At 68.3% G+C, this 26,151-nt stretch carries 29 protein-coding genes; 14 read left to right on the top strand and 15 right to left on the bottom strand.

What is annotated here, in order from left to right; all coding sequences use genetic code 11:
• The first annotated feature begins 9 nt into the window (after window positions 1-9).
• Both WIX39_RS01855 and WIX39_RS01850 read left to right on the top strand, forming a co-directional pair.
• On the top strand, window positions 10-1,389 hold the full coding sequence (locus WIX39_RS01855; protein ID WP_205367927.1) for a HAMP domain-containing sensor histidine kinase: 1,380 nt from the start codon (window positions 10-12) through the stop codon (window positions 1,387-1,389).
• 120 nt (window positions 1,390-1,509) lie between these two features.
• On the top strand, window positions 1,510-2,553 hold the full coding sequence (locus WIX39_RS01850) for an NADP-dependent oxidoreductase (protein WP_081266142.1): 1,044 nt from the start codon (window positions 1,510-1,512) through the stop codon (window positions 2,551-2,553).
• Between the two features lie 31 nt (window positions 2,554-2,584).
• On the opposite strand, the gene WIX39_RS01845 is transcribed toward WIX39_RS01850, so the two are convergent.
• From WIX39_RS01845 to WIX39_RS01800, 10 genes are all read right to left on the bottom strand, one after another.
• Complete coding sequence (locus WIX39_RS01845) at window positions 2,585-2,902, bottom strand: hypothetical protein (RefSeq protein WP_081266143.1); 318 nt, start codon at window positions 2,900-2,902, stop codon at window positions 2,585-2,587.
• Between the two features lie 71 nt (window positions 2,903-2,973).
• A complete protein-coding gene (locus tag WIX39_RS01840; RefSeq protein WP_081266144.1) occupies window positions 2,974-3,819 on the bottom strand; it encodes a DMT family transporter in 846 nt (281 codons plus the stop codon).
• A gap of 86 nt (window positions 3,820-3,905) precedes the next feature.
• On the bottom strand, window positions 3,906-4,622 hold the full coding sequence (locus tag WIX39_RS01835) for an AraC family transcriptional regulator (protein WP_409194420.1): 717 nt from the start codon (window positions 4,620-4,622) through the stop codon (window positions 3,906-3,908).
• Window positions 4,623-4,674: 52 nt separating this feature from the next.
• Window positions 4,675-5,229 (bottom strand): hypothetical protein, encoded by a 555-nt coding sequence (locus WIX39_RS01830; RefSeq protein ID WP_409194419.1) that lies wholly within the window; start codon window positions 5,227-5,229, stop codon window positions 4,675-4,677.
• A gap of 43 nt (window positions 5,230-5,272) precedes the next feature.
• Window positions 5,273-6,433, bottom strand: a complete 1,161-nt coding sequence (locus tag WIX39_RS01825; RefSeq protein WP_409194418.1) for an SLC13 family permease — start codon at window positions 6,431-6,433, stop codon at window positions 5,273-5,275.
• Complete coding sequence (locus WIX39_RS01820) at window positions 6,430-7,692, bottom strand: MFS transporter (protein WP_409194417.1); 1,263 nt, start codon at window positions 7,690-7,692, stop codon at window positions 6,430-6,432. Before WIX39_RS01820 ends, WIX39_RS01825 begins: the two co-directional genes overlap by 4 nt.
• A 19-nt stretch (window positions 7,693-7,711) precedes the next feature.
• Window positions 7,712-8,509 (bottom strand): hypothetical protein, encoded by a 798-nt coding sequence (locus WIX39_RS01815; RefSeq protein WP_409194416.1) that lies wholly within the window; start codon window positions 8,507-8,509, stop codon window positions 7,712-7,714.
• Window positions 8,510-8,659: 150 nt separating this feature from the next.
• Window positions 8,660-10,021, bottom strand: a complete 1,362-nt coding sequence (locus tag WIX39_RS01810; RefSeq protein ID WP_409194415.1) for a sigma-54-dependent transcriptional regulator — start codon at window positions 10,019-10,021, stop codon at window positions 8,660-8,662.
• Window positions 10,006-11,466 (bottom strand): sensor histidine kinase, encoded by a 1,461-nt coding sequence (locus WIX39_RS01805; RefSeq protein ID WP_081266109.1) that lies wholly within the window; start codon window positions 11,464-11,466, stop codon window positions 10,006-10,008. Before WIX39_RS01805 ends, WIX39_RS01810 begins: the two co-directional genes overlap by 16 nt.
• Before the next feature lie 38 nt (window positions 11,467-11,504).
• Window positions 11,505-13,037 carry a class I adenylate-forming enzyme family protein gene (locus WIX39_RS01800; RefSeq protein ID WP_409196310.1) on the bottom strand — a complete coding sequence of 511 codons (1,533 nt, stop codon included), beginning with the start codon at window positions 13,035-13,037 and terminating at the stop codon, window positions 11,505-11,507.
• A 194-nt stretch (window positions 13,038-13,231) separates the two neighbouring features.
• Here WIX39_RS01800 and WIX39_RS01795 point away from each other — a divergent pair, with 194 nt between their 5' ends.
• Window positions 13,232-13,474: a GlsB/YeaQ/YmgE family stress response membrane protein gene (locus tag WIX39_RS01795; RefSeq protein WP_081266107.1), complete on the top strand. Its 243-nt coding sequence runs from the start codon at window positions 13,232-13,234 to the stop codon at window positions 13,472-13,474.
• A gap of 13 nt (window positions 13,475-13,487) precedes the next feature.
• Entirely contained in the window at window positions 13,488-13,982 is a 495-nt protein-coding gene (locus WIX39_RS01790) for a hypothetical protein (RefSeq protein ID WP_285413160.1), read from the top strand.
• 20 nt (window positions 13,983-14,002) lie between these two features.
• Here WIX39_RS01790 and lipA read toward each other — a convergent pair whose 3' ends face one another.
• Genes lipA through WIX39_RS01765 form a run of 5 tightly spaced genes read right to left on the bottom strand, consistent with a single transcriptional unit; the run spans window position 14,003 to window position 18,137 of the window.
• Window positions 14,003-15,004, bottom strand: coding sequence for a lipoyl synthase (gene lipA / locus WIX39_RS01785; protein WP_409194414.1), 1,002 nt, complete (start codon window positions 15,002-15,004; stop codon window positions 14,003-14,005).
• Between the two features lie 7 nt (window positions 15,005-15,011).
• Window positions 15,012-15,740, bottom strand: a complete 729-nt coding sequence (gene lipB, locus WIX39_RS01780; protein WP_106936599.1) for a lipoyl(octanoyl) transferase LipB — start codon at window positions 15,738-15,740, stop codon at window positions 15,012-15,014.
• Window positions 15,737-16,942: an MBL fold metallo-hydrolase gene (locus WIX39_RS01775; RefSeq protein WP_409194413.1), complete on the bottom strand. Its 1,206-nt coding sequence runs from the start codon at window positions 16,940-16,942 to the stop codon at window positions 15,737-15,739. Before WIX39_RS01775 ends, lipB begins: the two co-directional genes overlap by 4 nt.
• Window positions 16,939-17,247, bottom strand: coding sequence for a YbeD family protein (locus WIX39_RS01770; protein ID WP_081266103.1), 309 nt, complete (start codon window positions 17,245-17,247; stop codon window positions 16,939-16,941). Before WIX39_RS01770 ends, WIX39_RS01775 begins: the two co-directional genes overlap by 4 nt.
• Window positions 17,244-18,137 (bottom strand): D-amino acid aminotransferase, encoded by an 894-nt coding sequence (locus tag WIX39_RS01765; RefSeq protein WP_409194412.1) that lies wholly within the window; start codon window positions 18,135-18,137, stop codon window positions 17,244-17,246. The genes WIX39_RS01770 and WIX39_RS01765 overlap by 4 nt, the downstream gene beginning before the upstream one ends.
• A 157-nt stretch (window positions 18,138-18,294) precedes the next feature.
• On the opposite strand from WIX39_RS01765, the gene WIX39_RS01760 reads away from it, so the two are divergent.
• From WIX39_RS01760 to WIX39_RS01715, 10 genes are all read left to right on the top strand, one after another.
• Window positions 18,295-18,780 carry an ATP synthase subunit I gene (locus WIX39_RS01760; protein ID WP_081266101.1) on the top strand — a complete coding sequence of 162 codons (486 nt, stop codon included), beginning with the start codon at window positions 18,295-18,297 and terminating at the stop codon, window positions 18,778-18,780.
• Between the two features lie 4 nt (window positions 18,781-18,784).
• Entirely contained in the window at window positions 18,785-19,654 is an 870-nt protein-coding gene (gene atpB, locus WIX39_RS01755; protein WP_081266100.1) for a F0F1 ATP synthase subunit A, read from the top strand.
• 60 nt (window positions 19,655-19,714) lie between these two features.
• On the top strand, window positions 19,715-19,978 hold the full coding sequence (gene atpE, locus WIX39_RS01750; protein ID WP_019657641.1) for a F0F1 ATP synthase subunit C: 264 nt from the start codon (window positions 19,715-19,717) through the stop codon (window positions 19,976-19,978).
• Between the two features lie 82 nt (window positions 19,979-20,060).
• A complete protein-coding gene (locus tag WIX39_RS01745) occupies window positions 20,061-20,531 on the top strand; it encodes a F0F1 ATP synthase subunit B (RefSeq protein ID WP_081266099.1) in 471 nt (156 codons plus the stop codon).
• Between the two features lie 8 nt (window positions 20,532-20,539).
• Entirely contained in the window at window positions 20,540-21,070 is a 531-nt protein-coding gene (locus WIX39_RS01740) for a F0F1 ATP synthase subunit delta (RefSeq protein ID WP_081266098.1), read from the top strand.
• Window positions 21,071-21,108: 38 nt separating this feature from the next.
• Window positions 21,109-22,722 carry a F0F1 ATP synthase subunit alpha gene (gene atpA, locus WIX39_RS01735; protein WP_106936601.1) on the top strand — a complete coding sequence of 538 codons (1,614 nt, stop codon included), beginning with the start codon at window positions 21,109-21,111 and terminating at the stop codon, window positions 22,720-22,722.
• A gap of 21 nt (window positions 22,723-22,743) precedes the next feature.
• A complete protein-coding gene (atpG, locus tag WIX39_RS01730) occupies window positions 22,744-23,619 on the top strand; it encodes a F0F1 ATP synthase subunit gamma (protein ID WP_081266096.1) in 876 nt (291 codons plus the stop codon).
• Window positions 23,620-23,714: 95 nt separating this feature from the next.
• Entirely contained in the window at window positions 23,715-24,095 is a 381-nt protein-coding gene (locus WIX39_RS01725) for a hypothetical protein (protein ID WP_409194411.1), read from the top strand.
• A gap of 127 nt (window positions 24,096-24,222) precedes the next feature.
• A complete protein-coding gene (atpD, locus tag WIX39_RS01720; RefSeq protein WP_081266094.1) occupies window positions 24,223-25,623 on the top strand; it encodes a F0F1 ATP synthase subunit beta in 1,401 nt (466 codons plus the stop codon).
• Between the two features lie 12 nt (window positions 25,624-25,635).
• Window positions 25,636-26,055, top strand: a complete 420-nt coding sequence (locus WIX39_RS01715) for a F0F1 ATP synthase subunit epsilon (RefSeq protein WP_081266093.1) — start codon at window positions 25,636-25,638, stop codon at window positions 26,053-26,055.
• The last annotated feature ends 96 nt before the right edge of the window (window positions 26,056-26,151 follow it).

The following is a 26,151-nucleotide window of genomic DNA, read 5'->3' as shown; positions in this document are numbered from 1 at the left end:
CCCCGCGAGATGCGGCGGCGCATGGAATGCCGCGACGAAGAATGGCGCCAGGAGTGGCACAAGCAGTGGCATGCGCGCTGGAACGAGAAGGTGCAGGGCAAGCGCCGCTGGCGCCGTTCGCTGCGCGTGCGGCTGGTACTGATGTTCGTGCTGCTGGCCATGGTGATGGCGGTGGTCTTCATGGGCGGCATGAAGCGGGCTTTTTCCACCGGCTGGGCCGAGGCCGCCAGGCCGATGCTGACCGACTACACCGACCGCCTGGTCGCCGACATCGGCACGCCGCCGGACGTGGCGCGCGCGCAGGCGCTGGTGGCGCGCCTTCCCATCACCATCCGCATCGTCGGCCCCACGGTCAACTGGGACTCCAACCCCGGCGGCGCGAACAGCCCCGGCGGCTGGATGCACGACCGCGACGACAGGCCCGGCGGCGACAAGTGGTTCATCCGCTCCACCGCCGATGGGCACCGCGTGATCTTCGGCTGGTCGCCCAAGCTCTGGGAACTGGCGCCGCGCGTCATCGGCTGGGCCACGCTCGGCGTGCTGCTGTCGTGCGTGCTGCTGGCCTATGCCTATGTGAGCCGGCTGCTGCGGCCGCTGATCGACATCCGCGAAGGCGCGCAGCGCTTCGGCCGCGGCGAGTTCTCGCAGCCCATTCCGGTCCGCCGCAACGACGACCTCGGCGATCTCGCGCAACGCGTCAACACCATGGCCGACGACATCCAGGCCATGCTCGACGCCAAGCGCGGCCTGCTGCTCGCGCTGAGCCACGAGCTGCGCTCGCCGCTCACCCGTGCCCGCCTCAACGCCGAGCTGCTGCCGGCCACGCCCGAAGGCCAGGCCGAGCGCGAGGCGCTGCTGCGCGACCTGAACGAGATGCGCGACCTCATCAGCGACCTGCTCGAAAGCGAACGGCTGGCGAGCCCGCACGTGGCGCTGCAGCGCGAGCCGGTCGACCTGGCCGTGCTGATCCGCGAGACCGTGGCCGAGATGCCCGGCGCGCAGCAGGTGCACCTGGACCTGGCCGACGGCCTGCCGCCGCATGCCGTCGACCGCATGCGCATCCGCCTGCTGGTGCGCAACCTGCTGGACAACGCGCTGCGCTACAGCAACGACGCGCCGCGCCCGCCATGCGTGTCGCTGCGCGCGGTGCTCGACGGCAAGCAGCAGGGCGTCGAGATCGAGGTGCGCGACCACGGCCCCGGCGTCGACGATGCACAGCTGGAGCGGCTCACCGAGCCCTTCTACCGCACCGACGGCGCGCGGGCGCGGGCCACCGGCGGCGTCGGCCTGGGCATGTACCTGTGCCGGCTGATCGCCGAGGCGCACGGCGGCGAACTCATGGTGCGCAACGCCTCGCCGGGGCTGCAGATCATCGTGCGGCTGGTGTAGCGCGCGGCCGCGCCTGGCTGTCGCCTGCGCTACAGGCGGGGCTACGGAGGGCGCGCGGTGCGCGGCTACGATGCGCCTCCGTGCCCACGCGGCGCCCGGCCCGTCATTCAAGGAGACACCATGAGCAGCCCCCTCACCAACCACCAGGTCCGCCTTGCCAAGCGCCCCGAAGGCGCCGCCACCCGCGAGAACTGGAAGTTCACCACCGAGCCCGTCGGCGAGCCGGCCGAGGGCGGCGTGCTGGTCAAGACGCTGTCGCTGTCGCTCGACCCGGCCATGCGCGGCTGGCTCAACGACGCCAAGAGCTACATCCCGCCCGTGGCCATCGACGAGGTGATGCGCGCCGGCGGCGTCGGCCGCGTGGTGGCCTCGAAGAACCCGAAGTTCGCCGTCGGCGACACGGTGTACGGCACGCTCGGCGTGCAGGAATACATCCTCATCGCGCAGGACGACCTCAAGCGCAACGGTCTGGTGAAGATCGACCTGAGCGTCGGCAGCATCACCCAGTGGCTCAACGTGCTGGGCATGCCCGGCATGACCGGCTACTTCGGGCTGATGGACGTGGGCCAGCCGAAGCCGGGCGAGACGGTGGTGGTCTCCGGCGCGGCGGGCGCCGTGGGCCAGACCGTGGGCCAGCTGGCCAAGATCAAGGGCTGCCGCGTGGTCGGCATCGCCGGCGGCGCCGCCAAGTGCGACTGGGTGGTCAAGGAGCTCGGCTTCGACGCCTGCATCGACTACAAGGCCGGCGCGGGCGCTGTGCGCGAAGGCCTCAAGGCGCATTGCCCGAAGGGCGTGGACGTCTACTTCGACAACGTCGGCGGCGAGATCCTCGACATGGTGCTGGCGCGGCTCGCGCGCAAGGCCCGCATCATCATCTGCGGCGCCATCAGCCAGTACAACAACGCCAACAGCATGCCCTCGGCCGGGCCGAAGAACTACCTGAGCCTGCTGGTGAACCGCGCGCGCATGGAGGGCATCGTGGTGTTCGACTACGCCGACCGGTATCACATCGCCATCGCCGAGATGGCCGGCTACCTGAAGGACGGCCGCATGAAGAGCAAGGAAGACGTCGTCAAGGGCCTGGACACCTTCCCCGAGTCGCTCAACAAGCTCTTTGCGGGCGAGAACTTCGGCAAGCTGGTGCTGCAGGTCGCCGAAGCCTGATCGACTGACTGATCGACGGGCGGGGGACGCTTCAGTCGTTTTCGGGGCGCATGGGAATGTCGCCCATCGCCTCGTCGTCCCGCAGGCCGCGCGCGGCCTTCAGCAGTTCGATCGACAGGCCGTCGCCCCGGCCTGCGAAGCCCTTGGCGATGCCTTCGAGCACCGTCGACAGGCCGGCTTCGCCGTCGTCGCGGGCATCCATGCTGATGTTCAGAACGCGGGCCGCCATCTGGCGGTAGGTGACGGCGCCCGCGGTTTCCAGTGCGGCGACCAGGTCGAGGTACAGCGCAAGGTTCATGTCGAACACGAGCTTGGGCGTGATCTCGAAATCACCGTTCTTTTCGTTCATGCGTGGCTCCTTTGTTCCTGAGCCGCCACTCTGCCAGAAAACGCGCGGCGCGCCGTCGGACGCAGGCGCATTCAGCGCGCGCGGGTGCCCATCAGCGCGGCCGAGATGATCAGGATCGCCGCGAGCGCGATGCTCCAGGTCAGCGGCCGGCCGGTGACGGCGAGCAGCAGCGCGGTCGAGGCCAGCGGCGTGATGTAGCTCAGGATGCCGATCTGCCGCGCGTCGCCGCGCTTGAGCGCCATGTCCCACAGGAAGAAGGCCGCGCCCAGCGGGCCGAGGCCGCACAGCACCAGCAGCAGCCAGTCGCGGCCCGACAACACGGCCGGTGTTTCCAGCAGGGCGTGGCAGGCCAGCGCCAGCAGGCCCGAGACCAGCCCGAACAGGCCGATGGCGGAAGTGGGGAAGGCTGGCACGCGCTTCGTCCACAGCGAGTAGCTGGCCCAGATCACGGCCGAGGCCAGCGCGGGCAGGAAGCCCCAGTACGTGGTTGCCGGCCCGGAGGCCACGGCCCCCCGCGCCCCGAGGATCGCCGCCGCCGCGCCCGCGAACCCCAGCAGCGCCGCCACCACGTGCACCGGCCGCAGCGACATGCCGGTCAGCAGCACCGGCGCCAGCACCACCATGAGCAGCGGCCACAGGTAGTTGACGAGGTTGGCTTCCACCGGCGGCGCGATCCGCAGCGCCATGAACAGCAGGAAGTGATAGCCGAACAGGCCGTAGATGCCCAGCGCCAGCGTGCGCGGCGGCACCTTCCATGCGCTGCGGTCGCGCAGCACCAGCGGCCAGCTCGGCACGCTGCCGACGATCAGCGCGATACCGGTCGTGAGGAACGGGGGCAGGTGCGACAGCGAGGTGCCCAGCGAGGCGAGCGTCGCCCAGAGCGCAATGGCGAGCAGTGCAAAGAAAGTGGACGGCATGGCCGGCGAGGCTACGCGATGCGAGCGTCGCGCAATGACGGACTGTCGTCGCGCAACGACGGTTTGCGGCGGGATCGGCGGTGAAATCAGCGGCGCAGCGCGGCGGTCAGCGCCGACGGCGAGCGGTAGCCCGTGCGGCGCGCCGTCTCGGCCACGCCCATGCCGCCGAGCCGCAGTTCGCGCGCATGCGCCAGCCGCAGCGAGCGCAGCCAGTGCATCGGGCTCATGCCCTGTTCTTCGCGGCAGCGCTGCGCGAACTGGCTCGCGCTCAGGCAGGCGACATCGGCCAGGTCGGCCACGCCCAGCGGCTCGTGCCAGCGGGCCCGGGCCCAGTCGGTGAGCAGGGGCCAGTCGATGCGGCGACGGCGCGAGTCCGAAGACGCCGGCCCTGGGCTCCAGGCCTCCAGCAGCAGCGCGGGGCCGTGCAGCAGGGCCAGCGCCGAGGCCTGCGGCTGGCTGATGCATTGCGCCAGGTAGCGCGCCAGCGTGTGCAGTTGCGGCGCGCCGGTCGGTGCGCGCTCGGCGCAGCGCGCCCATGCCGGCTGCGTGGTGTCGAGCACCAGGCACAGGCTGCCGTGCTTGCGCGCGTTGAAGTCGTGCCGCTCGCCCGGGGCGATCACCTGCGCTTGGCCTGCGCCGATGCCGCGGCCCCGGCCCTCCACTTCGATCTCGAGCACGCCGCCCAGGCCGATCAGCACCTGGAAGTGGTCGTGCGCGTGGCTGCCGTGCGAGTCGCCATAGTCGCGCAGGGCGAGTTCATGGCGGGGCTGGTGGGGCGGCTGGGAGGAAGCGGGGGCATGCATGGGCTGCAGCGGATTGTCCGCGCAGCCCCGGCCTTGCCACAAGCGGGATCGATCAGCCCTCGTCGGCGTCGTCCCGCACGGGCTGTCCGTTGACCCGCACGGCCTCGACCACGCGCCCGTTGCCGGTCGCCAGCGGCTGCGTGCGGCCCTCGGCCCGCACCTTGTCGCCCACTTTCAGGCCCAGGCGCGCCATGCCGTCGGGCTTGGTGTGGACGAAGTCGCCGGTGTCCAGCACCACGCCGTTGGCCTCGCCGTGGCGCGCGTAGTTGAAGCGCACCACCTGGCCGTCGATGCTTGCGGCGGCCTCCGCCTGGCGCGGGGCCTTGCCGTCGACCGAGGCCAGCCGTTCGAAGCGGTAGACCGTGTGTTGCGCCTCGCCCTTGGGCGAGGGGCCTTCCTCGATGCCTTCGATCACCAGTGCCTGGCCGGACTTCAGGCCGGCGAACGCAGCCGCGGCGTCTTCGTCGTGGCGCTCGAACACGAACTGCGTGGGCACGCCGTCGGTGTCGATCAGCACGCCTTCGATGCCGCCCTTGGGGCTGTAGATCAGATGCTGGAACCGGCCTTCGACCGACCAGACGTCGAGGGTGTCGTGGGGATGTGGCATGGAATGTCCTTTTTTGAGTGTGGTTGTGGAACGGAAAACGCGATCAAGCGAGCCGCAGCAGCAGCGCCGATGCCGCGCACACGACCAGGAAGGGAATGCTGATGCGATGGAACTCGCGCAGCCCGTGCGGCACCTTGGCCAGCCGCAGGGCGATGAGGTTGGCCAGCGAGCCCAGCACGCAGCCGAAGCCGCCCACGCTCACGCCCGCCGCCAGCGCGGGCAGGTCGTGCACGTAGCGGTCCAGCAGGATGGTGGCCGGCACGTTGCTGATGAACTGCGAGGTGGCGATGGCCGCGAGGTACGCGCGCCAGCCCTCGGCGATCGGCCACTGGCCCACCAGCGAAGCCACCGCCGGCAGTTCGGCGAGCTGTCGCAGGTCGACGAACATCAGCGCGATGATGGCGAGCAGCGCCCAGTCGACGCCCAGCAGCACGTGGCGCTGGAACAGCAGGTAGGCGACGAACACCACCGCCAGGCCCGCCAGCAGCCAGTGCCGGTCGAGCGCGATGACGAAGCCCACGAACAGCACGCCCGACAGCGCCAGCAGCCTCGGCTGCACCGGCGCGGCCTCGGCCGCCGGCTTGAGCGCGATGGCCGTGCGCGGCACCAGCAGCCAAACGGCCACGAACAGCCAGAACAGCATGACCAGCACGGTGGGCGCCATCATCAGCATGAAGCCGCCGAAGCTCTCGCCGGTGCGGTGCCACAGGTACAGGTTCTGCGGATTGCCGATGGGCGTGAGCGCGGAGCCCGCGTTCACCGCCAGCGCCTGCAGCACAACCAGACGCGCCAGGGGCAGGTGCGCCTGCGTGGCCAGCACGCGGGTGAGCGGCACCAGCAGGAACAGGCTCACGTCGTTGGTGACCAGCGCCGACAGCACGGCCGCCGTGGCGGTCAGCAGCAGCGCCAGCTGGCGCAGGTCGGTGGTGCGCGCCAGCAGCCGCTGGGCGGCCGACTGGAGCATGCCGCTCTTCTCCACGCCCTGCGTGATGGCGAGCAGTCCGGCCAGCGCGCCCACGGTCTGCCAGTCGACCAGCTTGAGCCAGTCCATCGGCGCGCGCGGGCGCAAGAAGGCGAACAGCACCGCCACCGCCACCAGCACCCAGAGCAGGCCGTTGCCGCCGCCTTCGTGGGTTGCGGGCGCGTCGGCGCCGGAAGCGGCGGGCGAGGAGGGTGCGAGGGCGGACACGGTGTCTTTGGTCATGGAGCGGCGATGGTCAGTGCGGAGGCGGCCGGCGCGTTCGCCATCGAACGGCGCCGCTCGCGAGTTTCCGGCATCGCGAGCGCGAACAGCGTCAGCGCAGCAGCCGCGATGCCCGCCAGCATCACGAAGGCCGTGCCGTAGCCGGCCAGGTGCGCGACCGTGCCCGCCACCAGGTTGCTGAGCGCCGCGCCCAGCCCCACGCAGGCCGCGCCGATGCCCAGCGCGAAGTTGAAGTGGCCGCTGCCGCGCGTGAGGTCGCCGATCATCAGGGTCAGCATCACGCCGAAGATGCCCGCGCCGATGCCGTCCAGCACCTGCAGCGACAGCAGCGCGGCCGGGCTGTCGGCCAGCAGGTACAGCAGCCCGCGCACCGGCAGCACCGCGAAGCCGACCAGGAAGATCGGCTTGCGCGGCAGCCGCGGCGCCCAGCGCCCGACCGCCAGGGCGATCGGGATGGTGACCAGCTGCGTGACGATGACCCCGCCCGAAAGCCATAGCGTGGCCGAGGTGCCGGCCTGCGTGCCGACCTTCTGCGCGACCAGCGTGAGCATGGCGGCATTGGCCAGGTGGAACAGGAAGGCGCAGGTCAGCAGCACGATGAAGCGGCGGTCGTACCACCGTGCGGTGGAGTGCGGCGCACCGGCCTCGTCGTGATCGGCATCGGCGCCGCGCGCCAGCTTCGGATCGACGTCGCGCTTGCGGATCAGCATGGCCGCCGCGATGGTCGGCAGCGCCATCGCCACCGCGTAGAAGAACATGGCACGCGGGCCGAACGCGTGGCCCACCCAGCCGGTGCCCAGCGCCCACAGCACCGTGCCCGCCGCCGTGATCGCGGCGTTGCGGCCGACCCGCGCGTCCAGCCCGGCGCGGCCCACCATGCCCAGGCTGACGGCCGCGATGGCGGGCGCCACCAGCGTGCCCGCCGCGCCGATGAGCGACTGCCCCGCCAGGATCACGCCGTAGCCCGGCCAGTGCGCCATGACCACCAGGCACGCCGCGATGAGCGAAATGGCGCCGGCGATCCAGCGCGGCTTGTGGCGCGCGCTGTCGATCAGCGCCCCGGCCGGCGCCTGCACCAGCAGCCCGACCAGCGCCGAGACGAACATCACGGTGCCGATGCGCTGCGGGTCCCAGGCCAGCGTGCCGGCCATGAAGACGATCAGGAACGGGCCGACGCCGCCCTGGATGTCGGGTGCGAAGAAGGCCAGTGCGTCGAGTGCGCGCAGGCTGCGGCGAGAAGGTGCGGCGGTGGTGGTCATGGCGGGCCGGACAGCAAGATCAGGAGGCCGGTACCGGGGCCGGCGGAGCCATCAGCGGTGCGGGCGGCGTGGGGCCCGCGCCCCTCGGACCGCGGGGACCGCCGGGACCGCGCGGTGCGGGTTCCAGGCCCGGCCCGCCGAAAACCTCGCGCACCGTGTCCGCGGTCGGGCCGAGGCTGGTGGCTTCCAGCGCCGTGCCCTGCGCGCTGCGCGTACCCCAGCCGCGTGCATGGAGCTGTGCGCCGGGTTGCAGCTGCGCGCCGTACATGGCGCCGATGTGCGGGGGAAAGCGCACCGTGGTCTTGTCGGCGAGCACCACGCCGCGCACGTCGCCGCGGTCGGTGTAGAGCAGGCGTTCGATGCGACCGCCCGCCGACAGCGCGACGAGCGCGCCCGGGTCGCGCGGCGGCGGCGGGGCCATGCCGGGCGCCGGAGGCTGGTCGGTCAGGCTGCGGCCGTTGGCGACGAGGGCCTGCATGCGCACCACTGGCACGTTGGGCGCGCGCCAGCCGCTGACCTGCACCGTGTCGCCGGGCTTGAGCATCTGCATCACGGCCGCCGAGAGGTGCGGCGGAAATGCGACCTGCGTGCCGTCGCTCAGCAGCAGGCCGTCGGCCTCGCCGTTAGGGTTGATGAGCCACTGCTGCACGCGGCCGCTGGCGACGGTGCCCGCTTCCGGCGCGGCGGGCGGCATGGGGGCGGTGGCGCCGAGCGGCGGCGGGGGCACCGGGCCGCCGGGTGGCGGCGGCACCTGGGCGAAGGCGGCGCTGCTCGCCAGCAGGCAGGCGGCAGCGAGGTAGGTGATGCGATGTGTCATGGATGGCTCCTTGAAGGGTGGATGCCCAAAGACATCTCACACAACGTGCCAGCCCATGAATCCTTTCAAATCAACAACTTGCGAGCATCACGCTGCTTGGCGCCGCATGATCCGGAGACACCGGGTGTCCGGTTTGCGGACACCCGTGGCTCATTCGAGGCCGTACTGCGCCAGTTTTCGATACAGCAGCTGCCGGTGGATGCCCAGCCGGCGTGCCGTTTCGGCGCGATTGCCCTGCGTCTGCGCCAGCGCGTGCGCGATCAGCAGGCGCTCCAGCCGCTCGACGGCGGTTGGCAGCTCGCCCTCGAGCCAGTCGGCAGGCAGCGTAGCGGGTGCTTCGCCAGGAGCCGGGGCTCCGAGCGCGAGGTCCAGGTCCGCGCCGCCGATCACGCGGTGCCGCACCAGCGCATGGCAGCGCTCCATCACGTTGCGCAGCTCCCGCACGTTGCCCGGCCACGGGTGGCTCAGCAGCCGCTGCGCCGCCTCGGCCGACAGCGCCTTGGACACGGCATCGGGTGCGCCTTGCAGCGCGGCGCGGCGCAGGAAGTGCTCCGCCAGCGGAATGATGTCCGCCAGCCGTTCGCGCAGCGGCGGCATGCGGATCGACAGCACGTCGAGCCGGTACAGCAGGTCTTCCCGGAAGCGTCCTTCGCGCACGGCGGCGGCCAGGTCGCGGTGGGTGGCCGCGACCACGCGCACGTCGACCTTCACCGTCCTGTGGCTGCCCAGCGGCGTGACCTCGCCCTCCTGCAGGGCGCGCAGGATCTTGGCCTGCACGTCCAGCGCCATGTCGCCGATCTCGTCGAGCAGCAGCACGCCGCCGTCGGCCGCGCGAAAGCACCCGGGCCGCTCGCCGGTGGCGCCCGTGAAGGCGCCGCGCACATGGCCGAAGAGCTCGCTTTCGAGCAGCTCCTTCGGAATGGCCGAGCAGTTGACGGCCACGAAAGGCTGCCCGGCGCGGGCCGAATGGCGGTGCAGGGCGCGCGCCACCATTTCCTTGCCGGTGCCCGTTTCGCCGAGCACCAGCACCGGCATCGAATTGGCGGCCGCCAGGCCGATGCGCTTGTGTACCTCGCGCATGGCCTGGCTCGGGCCGATCAGGTCGCTGTCGTCGTCCGCTGCCGCCGCGGCGGACGGCAGGGCCGCCGTTTGCTGCTGCAGCGCGCGTTCCAGCACCTCGCGCACCGCCTCGCGGCTGATGGGCTTGGCCAGGTGGTCGAAGGCGCCCAGGCGCATCGCCTCGATGGTGTTGCCCGCGCTCGAAAAGGCCGTGAGCACGATCACCGGCGGCAGCCGCGCCAGGCGCGCCTGCAGGGCGGCGAGCGTCTGCAGGCCGTCCATGCCGGGCATGCGGTGGTCGAGGAACACGGCGTCGAAGCGTTCGCGCGACGCCGTCTCGATGGCCTCGGCGCCGCTGGCGACCGGGACCGTTTCATGGCCCAGGCCCTGCAGCGTCTCGGCCAGCGTGTCGCGGAAGGCGTCGTCGTCGTCGACGATCAGGAGATGCGCCATGGAAGCTCCAGTTCGAATCGGGCGCCCGGCGTCAGCGGCACGTGGCGCAGATCGCCGCCGTGCGCCAGCGCCACCTCGCGCGCCAGCGCCAGGCCCAGCCCGGTGCCGTCGGCGCGCCCGGTGGCAAAGGGCTCGAACAGGCTGGCCTGCAGCGATTCGGGCACGCCGGGGCCGTCGTCGTCCACGCGGATGGCCAGCGTGCGCGCGTCGGGCTGCAGGGCCGAAAGCACCACGTGGCCGCCGCGCGGCGCATGGCGCACCGCGTTGTCGAGCAGGTTGTCGACCGCGCGCGCCAGGTGCACCGGGTCGAAGGTGGCGCTGGTGGGCTGGTCGTGATGCAGCGTGACCTGCACGCCGGCGGCATCGGCCTTGGGCGCCACGGCGGCCACGCGCTCGTCGAGCCAGCGGTGCAGCACCACTTCCACCGGCGCCAGCGCCACCGGCTGCACCAGCGCCAGCAGGCTCTGCACCAGGCCGTCGAGCCGGTCGATCTGCCCGACGATGGCCTGCAGCGCGGCGCCCTGCCGCTCGGGCGTGGCGGCCAGGGCGTTCTCGGCCTTCAGCCGCATGGTGGCGATGGGGTTGCGGATCTCGTGGGCGATGCCGCCCGTCATGCGGCCCAGCGCGGCCAGGCGCTGGTCGCGGCTGCGCTGCTGGGCGGCCGCGCGCAGATGCGTGCGGGCCTCCTCGAAGCGCAGCCGGTAGTGGTTGAAGCCGTCGACGATGCGGTCGAGCTCGCGCACGCCGGTGCGGGGGAGTTCGGGCACGGCGCCGCCGTCGGCGTCGGCCTGGGCCAGCCGGCTTTCCAGGCGCTGCACATGGCGCAGCCCGCGCAGCAGGATGAAGCCCAGCCACAGGCCCGAGGCCAGCACCAGCACCAGCAACACGCCCAGGCCGGTGCGCAGGCTGTCCTGCGCGGCCAGCGCGCCGCCGCTGGTGCGGGTCATGGTCCAGGCCGCCAGGTCATTGCGCGGGGTTGCCAGCGGGCAGGCCGAGACGATCAGCGCCTCGCGGCTGCCGCGCACCACGTCGGTCTGCGGCTGCTGCGTGCGCGCCGCGAGCTGCGCCAGCTCGGCGATCAGCGGCTGCTCGGCGGCGGGCACGTCCCGCTTGACGCCGCTGCCTTCGTAGGTGGGGTAGGCGTAGGCCAGGTGGCCGCCGCCGGCCTGCCATACGCCGCCCTCGACATGCGGCGCCTCTATCAGCACCAGCTGCAGCAGCACCTGCAGCAGGTCGACCTGCGGCTGGGCGGTCGGGGGGGCGGTGGCCGAGCGGGCATAGCGCGCCGCGATGGACCGGCACGACTGTTCGGTGGCGGTGCGCCCCGCCGCCACCTGCGCGCCCGCGCTGCTGCGGTACAGCGTGAGCATGACCACCGCCAGCGTGGCGCACATGCCGAACAACAGCACCCAGAAAAAGAGCAACTGACCGCGTAGAGATTTCATCTGCCGCAATCGTGCCCTGTTTTCAGGGCGGCGACGCGTCAGCCGTGATCGCGTTCACGCAATTCGCGCTTCAGTACCTTGCCGATCGCGCTGCGCGGCAGCTCGTCGATGAAGCTCAGCCGCGCCAGCCGCTGGGTCTTGCCGAGCTGGTCGTTGGTCCATTGGAGCAGCGCGGCCTCGGTGGTGGCGTCGCCCTCCCGGCGCACCACGAAGGCCACCGGGGTCTCGCCCCACTGCTGCGACGGCACGCCGACCACGGCCGCGTCGGCCACCGCCGCATGGCCGCGCAGCACCGCCTCGAGGTCGCTCGGATAGATGTTGAAGCCGCCGCTGATGATCATGTCCTTCTTGCGGTCGAACAGCGTGAGGAAGCCCTCGGCGTCGAAGCGGCCCACGTCGCCGGTGCGGATGAAGCGCTTGCCCGCGGCGTCGAACCACTCGGCCTCGCGCGTCTTCTCGGGCTGGCGGTGGTAGCCGATCATCATGCCGGCCGAATGGCCCACCACCTCGCCGGCCACCTCGGTGTTGCCGCGCGGCAGTTCGTTGCCCTGCTCGTCGATCAGGCGGATGTCGCTGCCCTCGGCGGGCCGGCCCACGGTGTGCAGCTTGGCCGGGTTCAGGTGCGCTTCCAGGATGCAGGTGCCGCCGCCTTCGGTCATGCCGTAGAACTCGACCAGCCCGCCGGGCCAGCGCTTGAGCACGTCGGCCTTGAGCGCGGCGCTGAAGGGCGCACTGGTGCTGAACTTGTGGCGGAAGGCGGACAGGTCGTGCTCGTCGAAGCGCGGGTGCGCCATCAGCCGCTGGTACTGCACCGGCACGAGCATGGTGTGCGTCACGCGACGCTGCGAGGCCAGCTGCAGGTAGCCGAGCGCGTCGAACTTGGGCATCAGCACCACGCAGCCGCCGAAGGCGATGGTGGGGAAGAACACCACCAGCGTGGTGTTGGAGTAGAGCGGCGTCGACAGCAGCGTGACGGTGTCGGGGCTGTACTCGTACTTGGCGCCGCGCTGCACATGGGCCCAGCGCATGCCGTGGCCCTGCACGATGCCCTTGGGCTCGCCGGTGGTGCCCGACGAATAGATGATGTTGAACGCCCACGCGGGCTGCGCCTCCACGGGCGCGGGCTGCGTGCCCGCCGGCGCGAGCCAGCCCTCGAGGCCGCGGCCCACGGCGGAGCCGTCGAGCGCGACACGGGCGATGCCGCCTTCTCTGGCGGGGCCGATCACCTCGGCCGCCGATGCGTCGCTGAACAGGATGCGCGCCTCGGCGTCCTCGATCATGCGAGACAGGCTCGCCGGCGTGGAGCCGGGCGCCAGCGGTGCCACCGCCACGCCCGCGCGCAGCGCGCCCAGGAACACCGCCGCATAGTTGACCGACGAAGACGCGCATATCGCGATGGCGTCGCCGGGCTTGAGGCCGTCGCGCTGCAGGCTGGCCGCGATGCGGTCCATGAGCGCATCCAGCGCGCGGTAGTCCAGCGTGTGCTGGGCGTCGGCCAGCGCGGCGTTCCCGGGCGTGTGTTGCGCATGGAGACGGACCAGGTCGGCGATGGCGCCGAAGTTGCGCTCCATCGCGGCTTGAACGGCAGGGTGCGTTTGCAAAGTCATTCCTTCTTCTTGACCAACCAAAGGGCAGGATAGCGAAATGTTCACGCTTTCGGCCAGCGCCTTGGCGACCTCGAGCCTGCAGGGCGCAGCCGTCAGCCAGCGCTCAGGATGGCCGGTCCACGATGCCCTCGTCACCATCAGCAAACAGGGAGCTTCTCGTGCACATCATCTGGACGATCCTGATCGGTTTCATCGCGGGGCTGATCGCCCGCGCGGTCCTGCCGGGCAACAACTCGATGGGGTTCATCCTCACGGTCATCCTGGGCATCGCCGGTTCGCTGGTGGCGACCTATGCAGGACAGGCCCTGGGGCTGTACGCTGCGGGCGCGGGCGCCGGCTTCATCGCCTCGGTGATTGGCGCGGCCCTGCTGCTCGGGGTCTGGCATCTCGTGACCCGCTGACAAGGAGTTCCACATGGGTCTACTAGACATCCTCCAGCAGGCCATCGGCGGCAACAGCAGCCCCGAGGCCCACCTCGACCAGGTCACGCAGCACGCTTCCACCGGCGAGGTCGGCGCGGGGCTCGCGGCGGCCATGCGCTCCGACCAGACGCCGCCATTCGGCGACATGGTCGGGCAGCTGTTCGGCCAGTCGTCGCCGCAGCAGCAGGCCGGCGTGCTCAACCAGATCCTGGCCACGCTCGGGCCGGCGGCCGCCTCGGCGCTGGCGGGCGGCGTGCTCGGCCGCATGCTGCAGCCGGGCCAGACGCAGGTCACGCCCGACCAGGCCTCGCAGCTGTCACCCGCGCAGGTGACCGAAATCGCCGCGCATGCCGAGCAGCAGCACGCGGGCATCATCGACGAGGTGAGCCAGTTCTATGCGCAGCACTCGGGTCTGATCAAGACGCTGGGCGGCGCGGCGATTGCCATCGCGCTGGCGAAGATGAAAGAGAACGCCACGCGCGGCTGAGGGCCGCGCGGGCTGCCGGCTCACGCCTGGTGAGTCACGGCCTGCTGGGCCGCATGCGCCTGCTGGTCGGCGTGGTAGCTCGACCGCACCATCGCGCCCACGGCGGCGTGGCTGAAGCCCATCTTGTAGGCCTCTTCCTCGAACATCTTGAAGGTGTCGGGGTGCACGTAGCGGCGCACCGGCAGGTGCGAGCCCGACGGCGACAGGTACTGGCCGATGGTCAGCATGTCGATGTCGTGCGCGCGCATGTCGCGCATGACCTGCAGGATTTCCTCGTCGGTCTCGCCCAGGCCGACCATGATGCCGCTCTTGGTCGGCACGCCGGGGTGCAGCGCCTTGAACTTCTTCAGCAGGTTCAGGCTGAACTGGTAGTCGCTGCCCGGGCGCGCTTCCTTGTAGAGGCGCGGCGCGGTTTCCAGGTTGTGGTTCATCACGTCCGGCGGCGCGGCCTTGAGGATTTCCAGCGCGCGGTCGTCGCGGCCGCGGAAGTCGGGCACGAGGATCTCGATCTGCGTCATCGGCGAGAGTTCGCGGATGTTCCTGATGCAGTCGACGAAGTGCTGGCTGCCGCCGTCGCGCAGGTCGTCGCGGTCGACGCTGGTGATCACCACGTACTTCAGGCGCAGCTTGGCGATGGTCTTGGCAAGGTTGAGCGGCTCGTCCTTGTCGAGCGGGTCGGGGCGGCCGTGGCCCACGTCGCAGAACGGGCAGCGGCGCGTGCACTTGTCGCCCATGATCATGAAGGTGGCGGTGCCGTTGCCGAAGCATTCGCCGATGTTCGGGCAAGAGGCTTCTTCGCACACGGTGTGCAGGTTGCTTTCGCGCAGGATCTGCTTGATCTCGTAGAAGCGCGTGGTCGGGCTGCCGGCCTTGACGCGGATCCAGTCGGGCTTCTTGAGCACCTCGCCGCCGTGCACCACCTTGACGGGGATGCGCGAGAGCTTGGCCGCCGCTTTCTGCTTGGCCAGGGGGTTGTAGTTTTCGGCGCTTTGCGCGTCGCGGACGACTTCTGTGGTGCTCATTGGTATGTCAAGGCGCCAGGAAGGCGCGGAGCTTCTGGCTCAGCACCGTGGCGGCTTCTTCCCATGTGGTTTGAATGCCGATTGTAGAAAGGTCGACCGTTTGCAGCCCCGCGTAGCCGCAAGGGTTGATGCGCGAGAAGGGTTCGAGGTCCATTTCGACGTTGAGCGCCACGCCGTGGTAGGTGGCGTGGCGGCTCACCTTGATGCCCAGCGCGGCGATCTTGCCGAGGCCCCGGAACGGGTCGGCGGCGGGCGGCGGGCCGGCCAGGGCTGAACCAGGCAAAGGCGCTGCTTTCAGCATCGCGTGCGAAAACGGGTCGTCCAGGCGCACGTAGATGCCCGGCGCTCCCGGCACGCGGTGGCCGGTCACGCCGAAGTGGGCGAGGGTGCGCAGCACCGATTCCTCGATGCGGTAGACGTATTCCTTCACGAAATAGCCGGCGCGCCGCAGGTCGATCAGCGGATAGGCCACCACCTGGCCGGGGCCGTGGAAGGTGACCTGGCCGCCGCGGTCGGTCTGCACGACGGGAATGGCGCCGGGGTTCAGGAGGTGGTCCTGCCTGCCGGCAATGCCCTGGGTGAACACCGGCGCGTGCTCGCAGATCCACAACGCGTCGGGCGTCTCGGGCGTGCGCTCGAGCGTGAACTGCTTCATGGCCGCGAAAGTGGTCGCGTAGTCGACGCGGCCCATCGGATGCAGCTCGATGGCGGGAACGGTGGCGGCGGTGTCTGTCATGGCGTGGCCTGCCGCGCGGGCAGCTTGCGGGTCTCGCCGATGGCGAGCGTGAAGAAGGCGTCGTCCGCCACGCCCTGGGCCTTGCGGGCTGCGGCAAGGTCCTTGGGCGGCTGGTCGAGCGCTTCGTCGGTGAGCGAGAAGGTGCCCCAGTGCACGCCCAGGCTGCGCCTGGCGTGCAGCTCGCGGTGGATGCGCACGCTTTCGTCGGGGTTGACGTGCTGGTCCTTCATGAACCAGCGGGGCTCGTAGGCGCCGACGGGCAGCAGCGCGAGGTCGAAGCCGCCGCCCTGCGCGTCGGCCTGGCGCGGCGCGAGACGGGTCTGGATGTCGGCGAAATCCTTCGAGTAGCCGGTGTCGCCGGAATAGAACACGTGCAGCTTCGGCGAAAGCAGCGCGAAGCCGCCCCAGAGCGTCTTCATGCGGTCGCCGAGACCGCGGGCGCTCCAGTGCTGCGCGGGTGTCAGGAACACCTGCACCGCGTCGCTGTTGGCGCCAGCGTCGATGCCCGCGCCGTTGCGCTGGACGAGCGGCTGTGCGGAAGCTGCCGAAGGCGTGGCAGGCAGCGTGACGCTGTCCCACCAGTCGAGTTCGACCGCGTTCGTGACGCCGCGCTCCGCGAGCCACGGCTTGATGCCCAGCGGCACCACGAACAGCGGCGGGCCGCCGGCCTGAGCATTCAGCGCCTTCACGCTGTCCTCGTCGAGGTGGTCGTAGTGGTTGTGGCTGATCAGCACGAGGTCGATGCGCGGCAGGTCCTTCAGGGCCACGCCGGGCGGCTGGAAGCGCTTCGGTCCCGCGAAAGAGACGGGCGAGGCGCGCTCGCCGAACACCGGATCGGTCAGCACGTTGAGGCTGCCGTTCGCGGTCGGCACCTGCACCAGTACGGTGGCGTGGCCGATGAAGGTGGCGGCGGGCCGGGCCTGTGCGCCGGTGTTCGACGCAATGAAGGCGAGGTCTGGCGCGACCACCAGCGGTGGCGCTTCGGGCGCGGGCGGCAGGCCCTTGAACCACGAAGGAATCTGCCAGCCCAGCAGCACGTCGGTGAAGAAATTCTTCGGCTTGAACTCGACGTAGTTGTCCTGGAAGCCGTCGGGCCGGTGGTGTCTGCGGCTGGCGTCGTAGTACGGGTTCGGCGGCGTCGAGCAGGCGGCCAGCAGGCCACCCGCGCAGAGCGCCGCCGCGACGTGCCGCAGGCGGGTCAAAGCACGACCTTGACCTGCGGGTGCGACGACAGCGCGCGGTACAGGTCGTCGAGCTGTTCGCGGCTGGTGGCCGTGACGGTGATGGTCACGCCGAGGTAGTTGCCGGCCTTGCTGTCGCGCAGCTCGACGGTGGTGGCGTCGAAGGTGGGGTCGAAGCGCTCGGCGATCTGCGTGACGGCGTGCACGAAGCCGTCGACCTTGGCGCCCATCACCTTGATCGGGAACTGCGAGGGGTACTCGATCAGCGACTCCTTGCGCGGGTCGGGGATCGAGGTGGTTTCGGTGGTGGTCGTGTTGTCGGTCATGCCGGGACTCCGTGCTTCTGTGCGTTGCGTAGCTTGGCCTCCTGGTAGGCCGCGTACAAGCTCTTGTAGATGGGGCCGGGGCGGCCGTTGCCAATAGCCTTGCCGTCGAGCGTGACCACGGGCAGCAGCTCCTTGCTGGCCGAGGAGATCAGCAGCTCGTCGGCGGCGAACACCTCGTCGCGCGAGATTCGGCGCAGCGTGAAAGGAATGCCATGCTCCTCGCACAGGCGCTCCAGCAGGCCGTAGCGGATGCCGGTCAGCACGAGGTTGTCCCTGGGTGGGCCGGCGAGGACACCGTCCTTCACGATCCACACATTGCTCGACGAGGCTTCGCTGAGCGAATCGCCGCGGAACATGATGGTCTCGGCCGCGCCGGCTTCCACGCTGATCTGCCGCGCGAGCACGGCGCCCAGCAGGCTGGTGCTCTTGATGTGGGCCTTCTGCCAGCGGAAGTCTTCCGCCGTCACGCAGGCCACGCCCTTGGCGCGCACGGCCTCGGAGATGGGCGGCAGCGGGTTCACCATCACGAACACCGTGGGGCGAATGCCGCGCACCATGGCGTGGTCGCGCGGCGCCACGCCGCGTGTCACCTGAAAGTAAACGGATTGTGGTGCTTCGCCGCCGGGAGCGACCAGTCGCATCACGATCTCGCGCCACTGCGCGAGCGAGAGCGGGTTCTCGATCTGCAGCTCGGCGAGCGAGCGGTCGAGCCGGGCCATGTGCTCCTCGAAACAGAAGGGCCGGCCGAAGTAGACGGGGACGTATTCGTAGATGCCGTCGCCGAAAATGAAGCCGCGGTCCAGGACGCTGATCTTCGCGTCGCGCAGCGCGGTGTACTCGCCATCGAGGTAACAAAGCGTGGCGGGCAGGGCGTCGGTGATAGGGTGCATGCAGGAATTATGGTTGCGTGCGCCGGGTCGGGCTCGCGTCAGGGAATGCAGGAGCGATTTGCATGCGCGACACGTGGGGTGGCGGGATGGGTTGGGTTTTTACTTATAATCAATGGCTTTGTAGAAATTCTGGGTCGTCATCCGGGCTTCATTCAAAATGAAAACAATCGCCCGACAAGACTCGGAGGTCGCTGAAGACCTCGACGCGGAATTCAAGCCGTTGACCGCCGAGGAGGCGCGTGAACTGCGTGCAAAGAACCCTTCGATCTCCCCCTGGCGGGTGGTCGCGGGGCAGTTGGTTGTCGGTCTGCTGGTGGCTCTGGCCATCTGGGGGCTGACGGGGAGGCAAAATCTGGGTTGGTCCGCCGCTTACGGTGCGATCGCGGTGGTCATTCCATCGGCGGTGTTCGCACGGGGGCTGACCGGTCGGTTTTCTTCCCTGAATCCGGGCACTGCGGTGTTCGGGTTCTTCCTGTGGGAAATGGTCAAGATGGCCTTGTCTGTGGCGATGCTGATCGCTGCGCCAAGGCTGATTACGGCGCTGAGCTGGCCAGCAATGCTGGTCGGCCTGGTGGTGACAATGAAGGCGGCCTGGTTGGCGGTGATGTTCTCGCCCCGGCGCCGGAAACAGAGAGACGAGTAACGGAATGGCTGCTGAAAACGCTGCGGAACATAGTCAGACCGCGGGTGAATACATCGTTCACCACTTGACGCACCTGCAAAGCTCCAAGCCTGGAGGTGTGGCTGACTTTACGGTTTTCAATTTCGACTCGCTCTTCTTCTCGATCTCGCTCGGCATCCTGGGCTGCTGGCTGCTGTGGCTTGCCGCCCGCAAGGCCACTTCGGGCGTTCCCGGCCGTTTTCAAGCGGCGGTCGAGCTGCTGGTCGAAATGGTCGACCAGCAGGCCAAGGGCATCGTCCACAACGCCACGAGCCGCAAGTTCGTGGCCCCGCTGGCACTCACGATCTTCGTCTGGATCTTCCTGCTGAACGCGATGGACCTGTTCCCGGTCGATCTGTTCCCGGCCATCTGGGCCAAGATCTTCGGCCTCGCCGGCGAAGACCCGCACCACGCCTACCTGCGCGTCGTGCCCACGGCCGACCTCTCGGTGACGATGGGCATGTCGGTGGCCGTGCTGCTGATCTGCATCTACTACAACATCAAGATCAAGGGCGCTGGCGGCTGGGTGCACGAGCTGTTCACCGCCCCCTTCGGCAACCACTGGGCGCTGTACCCCTTCAACTTCGCCATGCAGATGATCGAGTTCGTCGCCAAGACGGTCTCGCACGGCATGCGGTTGTTCGGCAACATGTACGCCGGTGAACTGATCTTCCTGCTGATCGCCCTGATGGGCGGTGCCTGGTCCATGTCGGCCACCGGCATCGGCCTGGCCATCGGCCACATCATCGCGGGCACGGCCTGGGCCATCTTCCACATCCTGATCATCACGTTGCAAGCCTTCGTGTTCATGATGCTGACGCTGGTCTACATCGGCCAGGCCCACGATCACCACTGATCATCAGTTTTCGTTTCTGTTTTTGTTTTTCTCTTCAACCAAAGTCCTCTAGGAGTCATCATGGAAGTTATTAGCTTTGTTGCACTGGCCGCCGGCCTGATCATCGGTCTGGGCGCTGTTGGCGCATGTATCGGCATCGGCATCATGGGCAGCAAGTACCTCGAGTCGGCCGCACGTCAGCCCGAACTCATGGGTGAACTCCAAACCAAGATGTTCCTGCTGGCTGGTCTGATCGACGCTGCTTTCATTATCGGTACCGGTATCGCCCTGTGGTTCGCAACGGCCAACCCGTTCCTGTCGCAAATCGCCAACCTGCCGAAGTAAGTCTTTCTCGTCGGACCTGCGTCGTCGTTCTCTAGAGCCCCTAGCGAATGGCTTCGATTCAATCCCATAGAGAGGGTGAAAAGTGAGCATTACCGGTACCCTGATCGTTCAGATGATCGTGTTCCTGATCCTGGTCGGGTTCACGATGAAGTACGTGTGGCCGCCGATCGCGAAGGCGTTGGACGACCGCGCTGCGAAGATCGCCGAAGGCCTCGCTGCAGCCGACAAGGCCAAGTCCGAGCTGACCGCCGCCAACAAGCGCGTGGAAGCCGAACTGGGCCAGGCACGCAACGAGTCCGCACAGCGTCTTGCCGACGCCGAACGTCGCGCCCAGGCCATCGTTGAAGAGGCCAAGGCCCGCGCGACCGAGGAAGGCAACAAGATCGTTGCAGCCGCACGCGTCGAAGCCGACCAGCAGGCACTGAAGGCCCGTGAGGCCCTGCGCGAGCAGGTCGCCGCGCTGGCCGTCAAGGGCGCGGAGCAGATTCTGCGCAAGGAAGTGAATGCAGGCGTTCACGCCGATTTGCTCGCCCGTCTGCAGACCGAACTCTGATAGAAGCCATGGCAGAACTCGCCACCATTGCACGCCCCTACGCCGAGGCGCTCTTCAAGGCGTCGTCGTCCGACCTCGCCGGCACCAGCGCCTGGCTCGAAAAGGTTGCCGCCATCGCGGCCAGCCCGGAGCTCAAGCAGTTCGCCGAGAACCCCAAGGCCACGGCCGAACAGGTGATCGGCGTGGTCGCCGGTGCATTCGGTGCACCGCTTGCCGCTCCCGCCCAGAACTTCCTGGGTGCGCTCCTCGAGAACGGACGTTTTTCGGTGCTGCCGGAAATTGCGAAGCAGTTCCGGGCACTGGCCAACGCGAAGAGCGGTTCGTCCGACGCCGTTGTCTACAGCGCCTTCCCGATCGATGCCGCGGCCCTCGCCAACGTGTCGGCCGCGCTCGAAAAGCGTTTCGGTCGCAAGCTCCAGGTCACGGTCCAGCAAGAGCCGGAACTGATCGGTGGCATTCGTGTGGTGGTCGGCGACGAGGTGCTCGACACCTCCGTCAAAGCGCGCCTTGAACAAATGAAAGTTGCGCTGGCGGCCTGACGGTCTCCATCGCCTTACAAAGAAAGAAGGAAAGAGTCATGCAACTCAATCCCGCAGAAATTTCCGAACTGATCAAGAGCCGCATCGAGGGCCTCGGGGTCAGCGCCAACATCCGCAACGAAGGCACCGTGGTTTCGGTGACTGACGGCATCGTGCGCGTGCACGGCCTGTCGGACGCGATGCAGGGCGAAATGCTCGAATTCCCGCCGAGCGCAGACGGCACGCCGTCGTTCGGCCTCGCACTGAACCTCGAGCGCGACTCCGTCGGCGCCGTGATTCTGGGCGAATACGAGCACATCTCCGAAGGCGACACCGTCAAGTGCACGGGCCGCATCCTGGAAGTGCCGGTCGGCCCCGAGCTCATCGGCCGCGTGGTGAACGCACTGGGCCAGCCGATCGACGGCAAGGGTCCCATCAACGCCAAGATGACCGACGTGATCGAGAAGGTCGCTCCGGGCGTGATCGCACGGAAGTCCGTCGACCAGCCGATGCAGACCGGCCTGAAGTCCGTCGACTCGATGGTGCCCGTTGGCCGCGGCCAGCGCGAGCTGATCATCGGCGACCGCCAGACCGGCAAGACCGCGGTGGCCATCGACGCGATCATCAACCAGAAGGGTCAGAACATGACCTGCGTCTACGTTGCGATCGGCCAGAAGGCTTCGTCGATCAAGAACGTGGTGCGCGCTCTCGAACAAGCCGGCGCGATGGACTACACCATCGTGGTGGCGGCATCGGCTTCCGAATCGGCAGCCATGCAATACGTGTCGGCCTACTCGGGCTGCACGATGGGCGAATACTTCCGCGACCGCGGCCAGGACGCACTGATCGTCTATGACGACCTGTCCAAGCAAGCCGTGGCATACCGCCAGGTCTCGCTGCTGCTGCGCCGCCCGCCAGGCCGCGAAGCCTACCCCGGCGACGTGTTCTATCTCCACAGCCGCCTGCTCGAACGCGCAGCCCGCGTGAACGCCGACTACGTCGAAGCCTTCACCAAGGGTGAAGTCAAGGGCAAGACCGGTTCGCTGACCGCACTGCCGATCATCGAAACGCAAGCCGGCGACGTGTCCGCCTTCGTTCCGACCAACGTGATCTCGATCACCGACGGCCAGATCTTCCTGGAAACCAACCTGTTCAACGCCGGTATCCGCCCCGCCATCAACGCCGGTATCTCGGTGTCGCGCGTGGGTTCGTCGGCCCAGACCAACCTGGTGAAGAACCAGTCCGGCGGTATCCGTACCGACCTGGCGCAGTACCGCGAACTCGCGGCCTTCGCCCAGTTCGCATCGGACCTGGACGAAGCCACCCGCAAGCAGCTCGACCGCGGTGCCCGCGTGACCGAACTGCTGAAGCAGACCCAGTACAGCCCGCTGCCCATCTCGCTGATGAGCGCCACGCTGTTCGCGGTGAACAAGGGCTTCATGGACGACATCGACGTCAAGAAGGTGCTCTCGTTCGAACACGGCTTCCACCAGTACCTGAAGTCGAGCCACGCCTCGCTGCTGGAAACGATGGAAAAGCACGGCGCCAAGTGGGACGTCAAGCCCGCCAAGGCCGACGACAGCGACGCCAAGAAGGCACTCAAGAAGACCTGCCAGGACGCCGAAGCCGAACTGCTGGCCGCCGCCACTTCGTTCAAGAAGTCGTTCGCCTGATCGACGCAAGAAGGAGCTCTCATGGCAGCTGGTAAGGAAATCCGCGGCAAGATCAAATCGGTGGAAAACACCAAGAAGATCACCAAGGCCATGGAAATGGTCTCGGTTTCCAAGATGCGCAAGGCGCAGGAACGCATGCGCGCCGCTCGCCCCTACAGCGAAAAGATCCGCAACATCGCGGCCAATCTCGGCAAGGCGAATCCGGAGTACACCCACGCGTTCATGAAGACGACCGAAGCCAAGGGCGTCGGTTTCATCATCGTGACCAGCGACAAGGGCCTGTGCGGCGGCTTGAACACCAACCTGCTGCGTGCAGTGACGGCCAAGCTGCGCGAAGCGCAGTCGGCCGGCAACGTGGTGGAGTCGGTGGCCATCGGCAGCAAGGGCCTGGGTTTCCTGAACCGCATCGGCGCCCGCGTGGTGGCCCATGTGACGCAGCTGGGCGACACGCCGCATCTCGACAAGCTCATCGGGCCGGTCAAGACGCTGCTCGACGCCTATGCGGAAGGCAAGCTGTCGGCCGTGTACCTGTGCTACACGAAGTTCATCAACACCATCAAGCAAGAGCCGATGGTGGAGCAGTTGCTGCCGCTCAAGGCCGAAACGCTGCAGACCGAGTCGGGACACCATTCGTGGGACTACATCTACGAACCCGACGCGCAAAGCGTGATCGACGAACTGCTGGTGCGCTACGTGGAATCGCTGGTGTACCAGGCCGTGGCCGAGAACATGGCGTCCGAGCATTCGGCGCGCATGGTGGCCATGAAGGCTGCAACGGACAACGCGGGCAACGTGATCAGCGAACTGAAGCTGGTCTACAACAAGACCCGCCAGGCCGGCATCACCAAGGAACTGTCGGAGATCGTGTCCGGCGCTGCAGCCGCCGCGGGCGTTTGATGGTTGGCGGGGCAATGGAACGGGCCACATTGCCTGCCGTGCGCGCTTCGCGTGCACAGTGACTCAAGGCCTTCTTTCAAGGGGACTACGCGCAAATGAAGAAAATTCTTGCTCTGGTGGCGGTTGCTGCCGCTCTGACCGCCTGCTCCAAAAAGGAAGAGGCGCCCGCGCCTGCACCGGCTCCGGCTGCTGCACCCGCGGCGCCCGCGCCCGCTCCCGCCGCCGCAGCACCTGCAGCCCCCGCAGCGGCATCGACGGCTTCGGCCGACCTGCCGCAAGAGTGCAACGACTACCTGGCCAAGGTGCAGACCTGCGTTTCCGCGCAAAGCGGTGCAGCCGCCGACGCGATGAAGGCGAGCCTCGACCAGACCAAGGCCACCTGGGCTTCCATGGGTGCCGACAAGGCTGCGCTGGGTCAGGCCTGCAAGGCCGCCTCGGACGCATTCGCGGCGCAAGCCACGGCAATGAAGTGCTGACCTGAACTGAACCAATCAAGGGTGCCGGCCCGTCCGGCATTCTTGCAAAAGCGGCCCGTTTCGGCACCAGGACGCTTCTGCAAGAACCTGTCGCAAATTTATTGAGATCCATCCAGAAGGAAACGCCATGGCTGAAGGAAAAATTGTCCAATGTATCGGCGCCGTGGTCGACGTGGAGTTCCCGCGTGACCAGATGCCCAAGGTGTACGACGCCTTGAAATTCGAAGGCAGCGCGCTGACTCTCGAAGTCCAGCAACAGCTCGGCGACGGCGTGGTGCGCACGATTGCACTGGGCTCGTCCGACGGCCTGCGCCGCGGCCTGATCGTCACGAACACCGGCGCACCCATCACGGTGCCCGTCGGCAAGGCCACGCTCGGCCGCATCATGGACGTGCTGGGCGCGCCCATCGACGAACGCGGCCCGGTCGGCCAGGAGCTCACCGCTTCGATCCACCGCAAGGCTCCCGCGTACGACGAACTGTCGCCCTCGCAAGACCTGCTGGAAACCGGCATCAAGGTGATCGACCTGGTGTGCCCGTTCGCCAAGGGCGGCAAGGTGGGCCTGTTCGGTGGCGCCGGCGTGGGCAAGACCGTGAACATGATGGAACTCATCAACAACATCGCCAAGGCTCACTCGGGTCTGTCGGTGTTCGCCGGTGTGGGTGAACGTACCCGCGAAGGCAACGACTTCTATCACGAGATGGCCGACTCCGGCGTCGTGAACCTCGAGAAACTCGAGGACTCGAAGGTGGCCATGGTCTACGGCCAGATGAACGAACCCCCGGGCAACCGTCTGCGCGTGGCGCTGACCGGCCTGACCATCGCCGAGTCGTTCCGCGACGAAGGCCGTGACGTTCTGTTCTTCGTGGACAACATCTACCGCTACACGCTGGCCGGTACCGAAGTGTCGGCTCTGCTGGGCCGCATGCCTTCCGCCGTGGGCTACCAGCCGACGCTGGCCGAGGAAATGGGCCGCCTGCAGGAGCGGATCACGTCGACCAAGGTCGGCTCGATCACCTCGATCCAGGCCGTTTACGTTCCCGCCGACGACTTGACCGACCCGTCGCCCGCCACCACCTTCGCCCACTTGGACTCGACCGTGGTGCTGTCGCGTGACATCGCTTCGCTCGGTATCTACCCCGCCGTGGACCCGCTGGACTCGACCTCGCGCCAGCTCGACCCGAACGTGGTCGGCGAAGAGCACTACAACGTGGCCCGCGCCGTGCAAGGCACGCTGCAGCGCTACAAGGAACTGCGCGACATCATCGCGATTCTGGGCATGGACGAACTGGCTCCCGACGACAAGCTCGCCGTGGCCCGCGCCCGCAAGATCCAGCGTTTCCTGTCGCAGCCGTTCCACGTGGCCGAAGTGTTCACGGGCTCGCCCGGCAAGTACGTGCCGCTGGCCGAAACCATCCGTGGCTTCAAGATGATCGTGAACGGCGAAGCCGACCACCTGCCGGAACAAGCGTTCTACATGGTGGGCGGCATCGACGAAGCGTTCGAAAAGGCCAAGAAGGTCGCTTAAGAAGGAATCACCATGGCAGGCACCATTCATGTGGACGTGGTCAGCGCGGAAGAGTCGATCTTCTCGGGCGAAGCCAGGTTCGTCGCGCTGCCCGGTGAAGCCGGTGAGCTCGGCATCTACCCGCGCCACACCCCGCTGATCACGCGCATCCGCCCCGGCGCCGTGCGCATCGAAATGGCCGATGGCGGCGAAGAGTTCGTCTTCGTGGCCGGTGGCATTCTCGAAGTGCAGCCCAACGCCGTGACCGTGCTGTCCGACACCGCGATCCGCGGCAAGGACCTCGACGACGAGAAGGCCAACCAGGCCAAGGCCGCGGCTGAGGAAGCACTGAAGAACGCGAAGAGCGACATCGACATCGCGATGGCGCAATCGGAGCTGGCCGTGATGGCCGCCCAGATCGCGGCGCTGCGCAAGTACCGCCAGAAGAAGTAAGTAAGCAAGCAATCAAGCGGAGCCTCTGGGGCTCTCTTCCTGAAAAGCCGCCTGCGGGCGGCTTTTTTGCGTCCGGCGTTTCCCTACCTAAGTCGA

This window comes from Variovorax sp. AB1(2024) (assembly GCF_037482385.2).
Lineage (GTDB): Bacteria > Pseudomonadota > Gammaproteobacteria > Burkholderiales > Burkholderiaceae_C > Variovorax.
The sequence above is the reverse complement of the archived record's forward strand: the minus strand, read 5'-3'. Positions and strand labels throughout refer to the sequence as shown.